The 13,961-nt window shown below is 65.2% G+C and carries 12 protein-coding genes; 7 read left to right on the top strand and 5 right to left on the bottom strand.

The genetic code is table 11. The features are described from left to right. Window positions 1-19 precede the first annotated feature (19 nt). The 4 genes from ACFYOW_RS31470 to ACFYOW_RS31455 form a co-directional block, all read right to left on the bottom strand. Window positions 20-1,252 carry a CaiB/BaiF CoA transferase family protein gene (locus tag ACFYOW_RS31470; protein WP_387293701.1) on the bottom strand — a complete coding sequence of 411 codons (1,233 nt, stop codon included), beginning with the start codon at window positions 1,250-1,252 and terminating at the stop codon, window positions 20-22. Then, window positions 1,252-2,034 (bottom strand): SDR family NAD(P)-dependent oxidoreductase, encoded by a 783-nt coding sequence (locus ACFYOW_RS31465; RefSeq protein WP_387293700.1) that lies wholly within the window; start codon window positions 2,032-2,034, stop codon window positions 1,252-1,254. The genes ACFYOW_RS31470 and ACFYOW_RS31465 overlap by 1 nt, the downstream gene beginning before the upstream one ends. After that, complete coding sequence (locus tag ACFYOW_RS31460) at window positions 2,021-3,226, bottom strand: cytochrome P450 (RefSeq protein WP_387293699.1); 1,206 nt, start codon at window positions 3,224-3,226, stop codon at window positions 2,021-2,023. Before ACFYOW_RS31460 ends, ACFYOW_RS31465 begins: the two co-directional genes overlap by 14 nt. Window positions 3,227-3,350: 124 nt before the next feature. After that, window positions 3,351-4,136: a coniferyl-alcohol dehydrogenase gene (locus ACFYOW_RS31455; RefSeq protein WP_387293698.1), complete on the bottom strand. Its 786-nt coding sequence runs from the start codon at window positions 4,134-4,136 to the stop codon at window positions 3,351-3,353. 155 nt (window positions 4,137-4,291) lie between these two features. On the opposite strand from ACFYOW_RS31455, the gene ACFYOW_RS31450 reads away from it, so the two are divergent. Both ACFYOW_RS31450 and ACFYOW_RS31445 read left to right on the top strand, forming a co-directional pair. Then, window positions 4,292-5,527, top strand: coding sequence for a cytochrome P450 (locus ACFYOW_RS31450; RefSeq protein WP_387293815.1), 1,236 nt, complete (start codon window positions 4,292-4,294; stop codon window positions 5,525-5,527). 53 nt (window positions 5,528-5,580) lie between these two features. Then, complete coding sequence (locus ACFYOW_RS31445; protein WP_387293697.1) at window positions 5,581-7,077, top strand: acyl-CoA carboxylase subunit beta; 1,497 nt, start codon at window positions 5,581-5,583, stop codon at window positions 7,075-7,077. Window positions 7,078-7,146: 69 nt separating this feature from the next. Here ACFYOW_RS31445 and ACFYOW_RS31440 read toward each other — a convergent pair whose 3' ends face one another. Then, window positions 7,147-7,989: an SDR family oxidoreductase gene (locus tag ACFYOW_RS31440; protein ID WP_387293696.1), complete on the bottom strand. Its 843-nt coding sequence runs from the start codon at window positions 7,987-7,989 to the stop codon at window positions 7,147-7,149. Between the two features lie 400 nt (window positions 7,990-8,389). Here ACFYOW_RS31440 and ACFYOW_RS31435 point away from each other — a divergent pair, with 400 nt between their 5' ends. The 5 genes from ACFYOW_RS31435 to ACFYOW_RS31415 all read left to right on the top strand — a co-directional run bounded on the left by ACFYOW_RS31435 (window position 8,390) and on the right by ACFYOW_RS31415 (window position 13,954). Then, a complete protein-coding gene (locus ACFYOW_RS31435; protein WP_387293695.1) occupies window positions 8,390-8,887 on the top strand; it encodes a hypothetical protein in 498 nt (165 codons plus the stop codon). 323 nt (window positions 8,888-9,210) lie between these two features. Further along, on the top strand, window positions 9,211-10,413 hold the full coding sequence (locus ACFYOW_RS31430; RefSeq protein WP_387293694.1) for an amidohydrolase family protein: 1,203 nt from the start codon (window positions 9,211-9,213) through the stop codon (window positions 10,411-10,413). A 13-nt stretch (window positions 10,414-10,426) separates the two neighbouring features. Continuing rightward, entirely contained in the window at window positions 10,427-12,052 is a 1,626-nt protein-coding gene (locus ACFYOW_RS31425) for an AMP-binding protein (protein ID WP_387293693.1), read from the top strand. Further along, window positions 12,049-12,888 carry an amidohydrolase family protein gene (locus tag ACFYOW_RS31420; RefSeq protein WP_387293692.1) on the top strand — a complete coding sequence of 280 codons (840 nt, stop codon included), beginning with the start codon at window positions 12,049-12,051 and terminating at the stop codon, window positions 12,886-12,888. The genes ACFYOW_RS31425 and ACFYOW_RS31420 overlap by 4 nt, the downstream gene beginning before the upstream one ends. 28 nt (window positions 12,889-12,916) lie before the next feature. After that, complete coding sequence (locus ACFYOW_RS31415; RefSeq protein ID WP_387293691.1) at window positions 12,917-13,954, top strand: acyl-CoA dehydrogenase family protein; 1,038 nt, start codon at window positions 12,917-12,919, stop codon at window positions 13,952-13,954. Window positions 13,955-13,961 lie beyond the last annotated feature (7 nt).

Genomic DNA, 13,961 nt, shown 5'->3' with positions numbered 1-13,961 from the left:
TCGTCCTTTCATGTCCGGATCAGCGGACGGGTTGGTCGGCACCGGGCCCGATGGCACCCCGGTCACGTAGTCGGGCAATGTCGTCGGAGCTGAATCCAGCTGCGGCCAAGACGGTTTCGGTGTGCTGCCCCAACGCGGGGATGGCCCCCATAGGCGGTTGGTATCCGGCGATGACCGGTGGCGGCAGGAGGGCGGGTACCGGACCGCCGGGCGTCTCGATCGGCCGCCAGCGTCGGCGGGCCGCGAGGTGCGGATGGGCGATGACATCGGTGGGGGTGTTGTAGCGGGCGTTCCCGATTCCGGCCGTGTCGGCGCACGACTGGACGGTCGCGAGGTCGTGGCGTGCGCACCACTGCGCGATCGTGGCATCGAGTTCGCCGCGGTGTCGCACCCGTCCGGTATTGGTGGTGAATCTCGGATCGTCGGCGAGATCGGGCCGGTCGAGGATGTCGCGGGCCAGGCGCTGCCATTCTCGGTCGTTCGTCGTGCCGAGCACCACGGTGCGGCCATCGCTGGTCGGATAGGCGCCGTAGGGGGCGACCGCCGGGGAACTCATGCCGAGTGGCTGTTGGTCGATTCCGGTGTGCCGCGTGTAGTTGAGCGCGTACCCCATTAGTTCGGCGGCGGTATCGAACAGGCTCACCGCCGCCGCAGTGGGTTTGGTCGGGGTTCCGCCGGGTGCGCGTCTGCCGCAGATGATCGCCACGATCGTCAGTGCCGCGTACAGGCCCGAGCACACGTCGGCGATCGGCGGACCGGGTTTGGCCGGGGCATCCGGGAATCCGGTGACCGCGCAGACTCCTGACTCGGCCTGAATCAGCAGGTCATAGGCTCTTTTGTGGGAAAGTGGCCCGCCGGGGCCGTAGCCGTCGATCGCCATCGCGATCAGGTGCGGATGACGCACCGCCAGATCGTCCGCGGCCAGGCCGAGTGCGGCCGTCGCACCCGGCGCCAGATTGGATACGAAAACATCGGCGGATTCCAGCAGCCGGTGCAGAACCGCTTGTCCCTCCGGATCTTTGAGGTTGAGCGTCACCGATTCCTTGCCGCGGTTCACCCACACGAAATGCGCGGCAAGGCCGTTGACCACATCGTCGTAGTCACGTGCGAAGTCGCCGCCCCGCGGATTCTCGATCTTGATCACCCTGGCTCCGAAATCGGCCAGCGTGCGGGTGCACATCGGTGCGGAGATGGCCTGCTCCAGGGCCACGACGGTGACTCCGGCGAGCGGACCCGCGGTCGGTTCGGTCATCACATCACCAGGCCACCGTCCACCGGCAGTACCTGACCGGTGATGTAGGAAGCGGCATCGGAGGCCAGAAATACGAAGGCTCCCGCGACCTCGTCCGGTTCGGCCCATCGCCGCATCGGAATGCGATTGAGCATCTGTTCGGCGAACTTCGGATCGGTGCGGATCTTGGCCGTCATGGACGTGGCCGCCGCGGGCGCAAGGGCATTGACGGTGATCTGCTTGCGCGCCAGTTCGCGGGCAAGCGATTTGGTCAGCCCGACGATGGCGGACTTCGCGGCCGAGTAGTTGACCTGTCCGAGTGCCCCGGCCAGACCGGCCGACGAGGTCACGTTGATGATGCGGCCGGTGCCGTCGGTGGGCAGATATTCCAGCGCCGCCTTCGCGCAGCGGAACGCACCGAGCACGTGGATGTCGAGCAACAGCTGCACCGACTCCTCGGTGGTATTGCCGAACATCGCCGGTGCGGTCACCCCGGCGTTGTTGACCACGATATGCAATGTGCCCCCGGCCAATTCAGCGGCAGCGGTGGCAGCGGCGTCGGCGGCCCCGGCATCGCGAACGTCCAGTGCGGCACTCGTGGCCCGCCCGCCGTCGGCGACGATCTTCCCCGCCGTGATCGCGGCTGCCGTCGCGTCGAGATCGGTGACCAGCACCGCCGCGCCCTGCTCGGCCAGTGCGGCCGCGACGGCCGCGCCGATGCCGCCGCCGGCACCGGTGACCAGTGCTGCGCGGCCGGACAGATCGAAGCGGTTTCGAATCCGCTGTGGCTCAGGCGATGACATCGAAGGTCACCGGCAGTGTGTTGGGCGAGCGGAACGGCTGGCCGAAGATATGCGGATCGCCCTCGGATTGCAGGGTGAATCCGGTAAGTCGGTTCAGCATGGCTTCCATGGCGACACGAGTCTCCATGCGGGCCAGGTGCAGGCCGAGGCAAGTGTGCGCACCCGCGGTGAAGCTGATGTGCGGAATGTGGGACCGGAAGATATCGAATTCCTCCGGTCGCTCCCAGCGGCTTTCGTCGCGGTTGGCCGATCCCAGGCACAGATCGAGCACCGCGCCCTGCGGAATGGTGACGCCTTCCAGTTCGGCGTCCTCGGTCACGTACCGCTGCACCAGGGTGAGGGGCGTTTCGTAGCGCAGCCCTTCCTCGACGGCCTGGGCGATCAGGTCGTGATTGCGCTGCACCGCCTCGAATTGTTCTGGGTGCGTGAGCAATAGGTACAGCAGATTTCCGGACGACCGATACGTGGTTTCGAGTCCGGCGGGCAGCAGCAGCCGCAGGAACGAGTAAATCGCCTCCTCGGTCAGCTTTTCCCCGTCGACCTCGGCGGTCACTAGATCACCGATGATGTCGTCGGTCGGCGTGGACCGCCGCTGCTCGATATGTCCGAGGAAGTACTCCTTCAACTCGTTGGAAGCCTGCAGCGCCTGCGGAACCTTGTTGGCGTAGCTGATGATCGACACCGCCGCTTGGCGGAAGAAGGGCAGATCTTCCTCAGGGAGTCCGAGCAGGCGTGCGATGACGCGGGTGGGGAATTCGAAGGTGAATTCCTTGACGAGGTCGGCGCTGCCGCGCTCGGCGAACTCGTCGATGAGCGCGTTGCAGATCGGCCGGACGATCTCCGGTTCCCACTGCAGCAGTGATTGCGGCCTGAAAGCCGTGGCGACCAGATTCCGGTGTGCCCGATGCTTTTTGCCGTCCATGGCCAGAATGGTCGGGCCCATGAACACACCGATGGTGGAATCGTAGAGCTTGGAACTGAATACCCGGCTGTTGCGCAGTGCGGTGCTCACCGCCGGGTAGGAGACGGCGGCATAGCTGTCCGAAGGGCGCAGCGATTCCGGGGTTCGGGAATAGTCCATGACCGTTCCGTGGAAGACCCCACCGTCGCGCCGCTTGGCGGCGAAGAACGGGTAGGGGTCACGCAGGTCGAGGGTTTCTTCAGCCGATTGGTCTCGAACAGGGATATCCACAGCTCACCTCTACGTCGTCACAGCGGTCGGCACCTTGTCGGTATGAGCTACTGTAATATATACAGTATATCTGTATCGAAAGGATGCCGGGCTGGCGGAGATCGTTATTTCGGCAGGTCGTCGGCTACAGCTGAATGGGTGCCCCGGCGACCAGTGGCGCGACGAATCCGCCGTCTACGTGGATATCCTGTCCGTTGATCCAGCGCGCCTGCGGTGAGCCGAGGAAGGCGATCACGGGCACGATGTCGTCCACGGTGGCATGCCTGCCGATCGTCGCCTTGACGGTGTCGAGGACGTCCTTGCCCATCGACGTCTCGAAGTCGGCCAGGATCGGCGTCTCGGTCGGTCCCGGGCTCACGGTGTTCACCCGGATTCCGTATTTCTGCCATGCCGTCGGCGCCAGCCGCTTCGCGTAGATGATCGCGGCCTGCTTCGATGTGCTGTATACCGGATAGGCCGGATCCTGGCTCTGCTGCCAGCGCTCGACGGTTTCGGCGTCGGTCGCGGCAAGCAATCCGGCCAACTCGTCCAGGCGCTGTTGCCAGCCGAGGGCCGCTACCGAGGCGACGGTGACGATCGCGCCGCCCTGCCGCAGCCGCGGCAGCATCCCCTCGACCGTCAGCCGCATGCCGAGATAGTTCACTTTCAGAACATCCGCGGCGGGTGCCGTGCCGGGCACGCCGGCGACGTAGGCCAGCAGATCCCAGTCCGGACCGATCCGGTCCAGCAGCGCCGTGATCGCGGCGGCGTCGCGCAGGTCGCACTGTTCGTGCTGTGCGGCTGGAGTTTCGTTGGGGCGCAGATCCACCGCGAGCACGTGGTCGCCGTTGTCGTGGAAGTGGGCGGCGGTCGCGGCACCGATCCCGGATCCGGCGCCTACCACCACGATTTTGCGTTGCCCGGAGTCCATGAATACCACCGTTCCGCTGCACGGATGCGCGTTATAGAATGCTTGACAGTAAGGGTAACTATAAATCAGGCTGTTGGCCGATACAAACGATCTGGGACGCGGTGCGCCGGCCGGATCGGACCCGTATGAAGACGGATGGAATGGAAGTGCCGCTGATGAGCATGCCGATCGTCGACGAAGCCGCCAATGTCCTCGCGGACCCGACCGCCTATGCCGATGAGGCGCGATTGCACGGCGCGCTCACCGCGCTGCGGGCGAAGGCTCCGGTATCGCTGGTCGATGTGCCCGGGTACAAGCCGTTCTGGGCGATCACCAAACATGCCGACATCGTGGCTATCGAGCGGGCCGACCGGCTGTTCACGAACTGGCCGCGGCCGGTGCTGATGACCGCCGAATCGGATGACATGCAGGCGGCGGCCGGTATTCGCACGCTGATCCATATGGATGATCCGCAGCACCGCATCGTGCGCGCTATCGCCGCGGATTGGTTCAGCCCGAAGGCCATGAAGGCACTGGGTGATCGGATCGAACAACTGGCGAAACGCTACGTCGACAAGATGCGCGATGCCGGTAGGGAATGCGACTTCGTCCAGGAGGTCGCGGTGAATTTCCCGCTGTATGTGATCATGTCGCTGCTCGGCGTCCCCGAAGCAGATTTTCCCCGGATGCTGAAGCTCACGCAGGAATTGGTCGGCAACGACGACGCCGAGTTGCAGCGCAGCACACCGACGGACGAGAAGATGAACTCGCTGCTGGAAATGTTCGCGTACTTCCAGCATTTGACCGCGTCCTGGCGGGAGAATCCCACCGGAGACCTCGGATCCACGATCGCCAATGCCCGTATCGACGGCGAGCCGCTCTCCGATGTCGACACCATGTCCTACTACGCCATCATCGCCACGGCCGGACACGACACCACCAGCAGCAGCATCTCCGGTGGTGTGCGCGCCCTGATCGAACATCCCGATCAGCGCGAACGGTTGCGTGCCGATCTGGATCTCATGCCGCAGGCGACCGAGGAGATCATCCGCTGGGTCACCCCGGTCAAGGCATTCATGCGGACCGCCGCCGAGGACACCACGGTCCACGATGTGCCCATCGCAGCCGGGGAATCGGTACTGCTGTCCTATGTTTCGGCCAATCGTGACGAGGACGCCTTCGACCACCCGTTCCGGTTCGATATCGAGCGAGAGCCCAATAAGCACGTCGCCTTCGGATTCGGCGTGCACTTCTGCCTCGGCGCCGGACTGGCCCGGATGGAGATCAATAAATTCCTCACCGAACTGCTGCCGCGATTGACCTCGATCGAGCTGAACGGTGTGCCCGAACTCAGTGCGACCACATTCGTGGGCGGGCTCAAACATCTTCCGATTCGCTACTCGCTGATGTGACCGGAACGCCAGACTCGAATCGACGAACGATCAATGTGGATTAGGACGTAGCGATGACGAATGCCCAGACCTGGGACGAAACCCTCGAAGACCTCGGGCGCCGTCGTGCGCGCGCACAGGCGATGGGCGGGCCCGAACGGGTCGCCAAACATCGCGGCAAGGGCAAGCTCGACGCCAGGGCCCGCATCGAGTTGCTGCTCGATCCCGGCACCTTCCACGAATTCGGCACTCTGGTCGGTGGTGACGTGGCCGCCGACGCGGTCGTGACCGGTTCTGGACTGATCGACGGCGCGCCCGTGATGGTAGGCGCCGAGGACTTCACGACCCTGGCGGGCAGCATCGCGCCAGGCAGCAATTCCAAACGCTACCGGTTGGCCGAACTCGCGCTGCGCAATAAGGTGCCGCTGATAATGCTGTTGGAGGGTGCGGGATTTCGGCCAACCGGCGACCATTACGGGCGCACGCCAACCGATTTGCTGGCCCAGGCGCGATGCTCCGGCCGGGTGCCGATGGTCACCGGGGTGCTCGGCCCCTCGGCCGGACACGGTGCGCTGATCGCCCCCGTGGCCGATTTCGCGATCATGAGCAGGCAGGGCGCGATCTTCACCGCCGGGCCGCCTGTAGTGAAAGTGTCGACGGGGGAAGATATTTCGAAAGAGGATCTCGGCGGGCCAGATGTCGCGCTGCCCAGCGGGCTGATCCACAATCTCGCCGAGACCGACGAGGATGTTCTCGATGCGATCCGCCGCTACCTGTCGTATTTCCCGTCGAGCGCATGGTCTTATCCACCCGCGGTGGCTCTAGACGAATCGGCGGACCCGCGGTCGACGCCAGAACTGCTCGGCATCATCTCCCGCGACAATCGTCGTACTTATGACATGCGTGCGGTGCTCGATGTAGTTCTGGATAATCCCGACTGGTTCGAGGTGCAGCCCGACTTCGGCGAGGCGATCATCTGCGCGCTGGGTCACCTAGGCGGTCACCCGGTCGCGGTCGTAGCCAATCAGCCGCAGGTATTGGCCGGGTCGATCGATGCCGCCGCCGCCGACAAGGCCGCCCATTTCATCACCGTCGCGGACTCGTTCCACCTGCCGATCGTGTTCCTCGCCGACAACCCGGGCATGCTCCCGGGCAGCGAATCCGAGCAGGACGGCGTATTACGCAGTGGCGCACGGATGTTCGTCGCACAGACGGCTGCGACGACACTGAAGCTGCACCTGACGTTGCGCAAGGCGTACGGCTTCGGGTCCATGGTGATGTCGCTGATCGGATTCGACAGCCAGGTGGCCACCTTCGCGTTCCCGGGCGCGACCATGGGTGCGATGAGCGCCGCCGCACTGAGCAGTGCCTCGCACGCCGAGCAAGATCTCTCGGCTTCCCTGCGCGCCATGGAACTGCAGGCGTCGTACCACTCGGCCGAACACATGGGCTTCGACGAGCTCATCCGTCCCGAGGAGACGCGCAACGCGCTGCTGGTGTCACTGCAGCGGGGGATCTATGCCCGGCAGGCCGCCGCCGAGCCGGTTTCTCGCACGGTCATCGTGCCCTGATCGATGCTGGCACGGGAGGCGCCGGATATGTGTCCGGCGCCTTTCGGCGTCCGCCAAAGGCATTGCGGATCAGTGTGTTTCGGCGGCAGTGCTGGCGGCGAGCCCGAGGAAGGCGGCCACCACGCCACCGTCGACCAACAGATCGGTGCCGGTGACGAAGGCCGCGTCCGGGCCGAGCAGGAAGGCCGCCGCGGCGGCGATATCGTCCGGAGTGCCCGCTCGTTTGGCCGCCGACATGCCGATCATGGCGCGCATCCGGTCGCCGGTGGCCGCCGAGGACAATTCCTGACGCCCCATCGCGGTGGAAATGACGCCGGGACTGATGGAGTTGATCCGGGCGCCGCGCTCGCCCCATGCCACGCTCGCGGCGCGGACCTGTAAATGATTGGCCCGCTTGGCGATTGCGTAGGCCAAGCCAGGCTCGGTCAGCACGTCCGGGGCCAGGGCGGGCAGATTCAGCAACTCGTCGGTCGGCGTGGTGGCCAGCGCGGCCTCGAGATCCGCGGGCAGGGTGCCCATATGTCCGCCCATGCTCGCGATGACCACTCCTGCCCCGCCCGGTGCGACGATCTGGCCGACTTCCTCCAGCACCAGGCCGACGCCGACGAGGTCTACCCGCAGGATCGCGGCCGTCGGCGCCTGTGCGGGGGAGAGCCCGGCAGTGTGCACGATCTGGGTGACCGGTCCGAGGGACTCCGCCGTCTTCGCCAGTTCGGCGACCGACTCGCGGGCGGAGACGTCCACGCTCGCGGCGATGACCGTGTGGCCGTCGTCCGCCATGGCGTCGGCGGCCGTCCGCAATGTGGCTTCGTCGAAATCCGCGAGCAACACCTGTTTGCCACCGGCCTGCCGCCGTGCGATCGCCCGGCCCATCCCGCCGGCGCCTATGATCACCAGCACGTCACGAATCATGCTTGTCTCCATTCATGCGACCGGGCATCTTCGCTCGGTAATCGGATTCTCTGTGATGGTAACGCTCTTGCGCATACGGTGTGCGTTGGCCGGCCTGGGTGTCAGCTCGGGTCATATTCGCACGAAATCGGATCACTCTGCGGCGGACCTGTCGATGGTTGGCCCGCCCGGCGCTGGTGCAGCCCGGTCGGGCAATACGTCTGGAGCGAGGGTCCGTCGTCACTAATTTCGGGAAATCGAATTCTCAAGTACGGAAATGTCGTTATACTTCCGTGCGTGCTGGCGGCGGCGTCGGCTCAGGTGGCCTTCGGGTGTGTCTGGGCAAAATTCTAGCAATCCGCCAGTCGCGCATACTGTAACGACTACAGTACGCAGGTTGACACTCGAGATTAGGATTTCCATGCGTGATTCACTCCTTCGCGCTGCGGTGGCGTGCTGTGGTTCGGCGGTCATTGCGGCCGCGGTTCTGACCGGTTGTTCCGACGACTCGAGTGCCGTGGCATCGACGTCGGCAGCATCGTCCAGCGCCGCCACTGCGGCGGCCTCGGCTGATTCGGCGACCATCAAGGCTGTCACCGATGCGTACGTGACCTTTTTCAATGGCGGGGCGCCCGCGGACCAGCGGATCGCGGTCGTGGAGAAGGGGCAGGTCTTCGCGCCGGTGTTGCAGGCGCAGGCGGGCAACCCGCAGGCGCAGGGCACCTCGGTCACGGTGTCTGCGGTCAAGCCGGTCGACGCCACCCATGCCGATGTCACCTACACCCTGCTGATGGGTGGTAATCCGGTGCTGCCGGATCAAACCGGCCAGGCGGTCAAGGATGGCGCGCAGTGGAAGGTTGCCGCGACGACATTCTGCGCTCTGCTGGCACTCCAGGGTGGTCAGTCCCCGGCCTGCTGACCGATCGCGAACCCGGAGCGCCCGGGTGCCGGAACGAACGTCCGGCACCCGGGCGCTTTGCGTTTTCGGCGGCTGATGTTCGGATCCGGCCTTCGGTGGAACTCTTGTGCAATGCACTACCGATAGGTATACAGTAGACATATCTATTCGACCTGCGGCAGGTTGTTCGATAGCAGCAGATGGCAGCCGGAATGGGCTGTCACACCGCACTATTCGCCCAACTCGGACCGCGCTACGAGGCTGCGCAAACCGCTGTTGTCGAAGCCGGTGCTCGGGCTACCGGACAGGTCGAAACGACCATCTGGCGAATTGAGAGGACGCTGATGAGCGCGCTCGACTACAAGGCGATCGACGTCGACAACCACTACTACGAGCCGATGGACGCGTTCACTCGGCACCTGGACAAGAAGTTCCGGCGGCGGGGTGTCCAGATCGTCCAGGACGGCAAGTACCACACGGCGATCATCGGCAACCGGGTGAACCGGTTCATTCCCAATCCGACCTTCGACCCGATCATCGTGCCGGGCTGCCTGGATCTGATCTTCCGCGGTCAGGTCCCCGAGGGCGTTGATCCGGCGACGCTGATGCAGGTCGAGAGCCTCGAAATGCGGCCCGAATACCAGGATCGGGATGCCCGCGTGGCCGTGCTCGACAAGCAGGGCATCGAAACGATCTTCATGTTCCCGACCTTCGGCTGCGGCGTGGAAGAGGCGCTCAGGGACGATGTCGAGGCGACGGCTGCGTCCCTGCACGCCTTCAACCTGTGGCTGGACGAGGATTGGGGTTTCGACCGGCCGGACCACCGGATCCTCTCGGCCCCGATGATCTCGCTGGCCGATCCGGCAGCCGCGGTCGCCGAGCTCGATTTCGTGCTGGCGCGTGGCGCGCGCGTCGTCCACATCCGGCCCGCCCCCGTACCCGGTGTCGGCAAGCCGCGCTCGCTCGGTGATCGCGCCCACGATCCGGTATGGGCGCGACTCGCGGAGGCGAATGTGCCGGTCGCCTTCCACCTCGGCGACAGCGGATATCTGAAGATCGCCGCCATGTGGGGCGGTAAGGATACGTTCGAGCCGTTCGGGCCCGGAGATGCGCTGGACAAGATCCTCGTCGACGACCGCGCCATCCACGACACCATGGCTTCGCTGATCATCCACGGTGTGTTCGATCGGCATCCGAAGTTGCGGGTCGCCAGTATCGAGAACGGCTCGGACTTCGTGCACCGGCTGGCCAAGCGGATGAAGAAGCTGGCGAACCAGTCGCCGCGCGCGTTCCCGAACGATCCGGTCGACACTCTGCGCGAGCACGTGTGGGTGGCCCCGTACTACGAGGACGATCTGCCGCTGCTCGCGGAAAAGATCGGCGCCGAGCGCATTCTGTTCGGTTCGGACTGGCCGCACGGCGAAGGACTGGCCGAGCCGGTGGCCTTCACCGACGAGCTGACCGCCTTCGACGCGACCGACGTGCGAAAGATCATGCGCGACAACGCTCTCGAACTCCTGGGGCTGCCCGTCGCAGCCAACGCGTGAAGTCGAGGCCGCGTTGACCGAATGGAGTATCGGGGCCGTCTTCGACGCTGTCGCGGCGGCGGTGCCGGACCGGACGATTACCGTCTGCGGGCAGCGGCGCAGCACCTTCGGTGAGTCGGGGCTGCGCATCCGGCGTTTCGCGAATTTCGTTGCGGCACAGGGTTTCGGAGAGCACACGCCGCGGCACCGGCTCAACCGGTGGGAATGCGGTCAGGACCGCATCGCCCTGCTCATGCGCAACGATCAGTATCTCGATGTGCTGCTCGGGTGTGTGCAGGCACGCGTCGTCCCGGTGAATATCAACTACCACTACACCGCGCGCGAGATCCGGGAGCTGCTGGCGTATGTCCGGCCGCGCGGCATCGTCTACCACCGGTCGTTCGGACCGGTGGTATCCGAGACCGCGCCGGATGATGTGGAACTGCTGATATCGGTCGACGACGGCAGCGACGCCACCGAACCGGCGGGCACGGTGGCATTCGAGGATGCCGTGCGCCTCGGTGATCCCGACCGGGTCATCGCGACGACACCCGATGATCTGGTCATGCTGTGCACCGGCGGTACGACCGGTCGGCCCAAGGGTGTGCTGTGGCGGCAGAGCGATCTGTATGTGTCATCGATGAACGGTGCCGATCACGATTCCGCCGCGGGCTTGCACGAGCTCGCGCGGATGACCGGGCAGGTCTGGTTCGCGGTGTCGCCGCTCTCGCACGCCGCGGGCATCATGACCGCGCTCGCGGGACTGCTGGCCGGGCAGACGATCGTCCTGTACGACGATCGCGATCCTTTCGATCCACGCATCGCACTGGAGACCGCGCAGCGCGAGAACGCCGCGCTGATGACGATCGTCGGTGACGCCTACGCCGGGCCGCTGGTGCGCGAAATGCTCACGCGCCCTTACGATATGTCGTCGTTGCTGGTTCTCGGGACCGGGGGAGCGGCGACCAACCCACTGCACAAACGGCAACTGCTCGAGTTGCTGCCGCACGTCATGCTGGTCGAGGGGTACGGAGCCTCGGAGACCGGCGGTATGGCCTTCGGACGTAGTCGGCACGGTGCCGAGGTCGAGACCTTCGATCCGGGTCCCGGTGCGACCGCGGTGTCATCGGATCGCACCCGTCTTCTTGCGGCCGGGGACACCGAGATCGGGTGGGCGGCACGAATCGGCCGGGTTCCCCTCGGCTATTTCGACGACCGCGCGGCCACGGAGCGCACATTTCCGGAGATCGATGGGCAGCGCATGGCCATCCCCGGCGATCGGGCGAGCGTCGATGCCGACGGCACCCTCCGGTTGCTCGGCCGCGATTCGCTGGTCGTCAATACCGGCGGCGAGAAGGTTTTCGTCGAAGAGGTCGAGGAGGTGCTGCGGGCGCATCCGGGAATATTCGACGCATTGGTGGTGGGGCGGCCGAGTCAGCGCTGGGGGCAGGAGGTCGTCGCACTGGTGTGTCCTCGGGCGGGGGAGGAAATCACCGATGTGGCACTGCGGCAGGTGTGCAAACTCGAGCTTGCCGGATTCAAGGTGCCGAAGGAATTCATTTTCGTAGCGGAGATCCGACGCCTCGGCAACGGTAAGCCTGATTACCGCTGGGCCGCGAAACGGGTGGTACCGGGCGTCGCGGAGGAAATTGGGGCATGACTGTGCGCAAAGTAATCGACGGCCTGGTGAACGTGCATTTCGGTGAGCGCGACCAGCCGGATTGGATGCTGAAGGTCCGGGACGACTATTTCAAGGGTCCGGCGTCGTTGTACGCACAGGTCGATCTCGCGGAATTGCTCGACGAGATGGATGAGCACGGCGTCGAGAAGGCGGTCCTGATGTATTCGATGGTGAAACCGTCGAAGACCGCGCTGAAATTCGTCGAAGCGCGCCCGGACCGATTCGGTCTGGCCATCAACGGGGTCGATCTCCTGCATCCGATTCGGTCGCTGCGTGAACTCGATGCACTGGTCAAGGATCTGCCGGTGGTCTATACGACAGCCGGGCCCAGTTTCTGGGGCGACGGCCGATACCCGCCGACCGACGCGGTCTACTATCCGCTGTACTACAAATGTGCCGAGGTCGGTCTGCCATTGTGTATGAATACCGGAATACCGGGACCGCCGATTCCGGGCGAGGTGCAGAATCCCATCTACCTGGATCGGGTGTGCTTCCGGTTCCCGGAGCTGCGGCTGTGCATGATCCACGGCGCAGATCCATGGTGGGATATCGCGATCCGGCTGCTCATGAAATACGAGAACCTTCGGCTCATGACCTCGGCCTGGTCGCCCAAACGGCTGCCGGAGAGTTTGGTGCATTTCATGCGGACCCGGGGCAAGCAGAAGGTGATTTTCGGCTCCGATTGGCCGGTGCTTCGCATGAGCCGGGTGGTGCCGGAAGCGCTGGCGCTCGATCTCCCCGAAGACGTGCTGGACAACTATCTCTACAACAACGCACAGGAATTCTTTTTCGGTGACCGAGCGGTCGCCGACTGAGCCGCGCGGAACGAGGAGCAAGGGAAATATGGACCGCTACGAATTGCGCAGGCAGGATTACAGCCTGTCGGAAGACCAAACGGAACTCCAGGCCGCGTATGCGAAGTTCTTCAAAAGCCGGTGTTCCTTGGAGGTCGTGCGCGCGGCTGAAGCGACGGGTTTCGACAAGAATCTGTGGGAGCAACTGTGCGGCACCGGCGCGACCACCATGGCACTGCCCGAAGCCGTGGGCGGCGACGGCGCGACACTGGTCGACCTCGTCCTGGTCGCGGAGGAACTCGGCCGCACCATCGCACCGGTGCCGTGGATTGATCACGTCTGCGCCGCGCGTCTGCTCGGGCGGCTCGGCGCATTAGGTGCCGACGCGGCCGATGTGGTCGAGGGCCGGCAGGTGGTCGCGCTGGATCCGCGTCTGGATGCCGTCGCCGGAATCCGGCTCGTCCCGTCGGGTTCGGTCGCCGATCGGATCATCGTGCGCGACGGCGACGATATCGTCGCGCTGAGCTTCGCCAGCCGACCGGCGAAGGTCGACAATATCGGCCGCTTGCCGATGGCATGGGTCGATCCGGCGGCGGCCGATGGGCGGACCGTGCTGGCCGGCGGCGCCGAGGCGCTCGCGCACTACGAGCGGGCACTCGATGAATGGCGCGTGCTCACCGCCGCCGCGCTGGTCGGGCTGGTCGAAGAGACGATGCGCATCGCGGCCGAATTCGCGAAAACCCGCTACACCATGGGTGTTCCGATCTCGACCCTGCAGGGCATCTCCCATCCGCTGGCCAATATCGCGATCGTCGTGCAGAGCGGGCGCAACCTGGCTCGGCGCGCGGCCTGGTTCCTCGAATACGAACCCGATGTCCAGCCCGGACTCGCGGCGGCGGCCTTCGTCTATATGGCAGAGGAGGCCGCCAGGGCGGCCACCATGGCCGTGCACGTCCAGGGCGGACTTGGCGTCACGACCGAATCGGCGGCCTCGGCCTATCTGGTGCGTGCCCGGGGCTGGCCGCTGGCGGCGGGTGATCCCGGTGCCAGCGCCGTGCGGGTCGCCGAACTGTTCGCGCGGGCATAGGGGTTAC

The sequence above is a fragment of the Nocardia sp. NPDC006982 genome (assembly GCF_042869435.1).
In the GTDB taxonomy this organism is placed as follows: domain Bacteria; phylum Actinomycetota; class Actinomycetes; order Mycobacteriales; family Mycobacteriaceae; genus Nocardia.
This window is presented reverse-complemented; position numbering and strand designations above follow the sequence as displayed.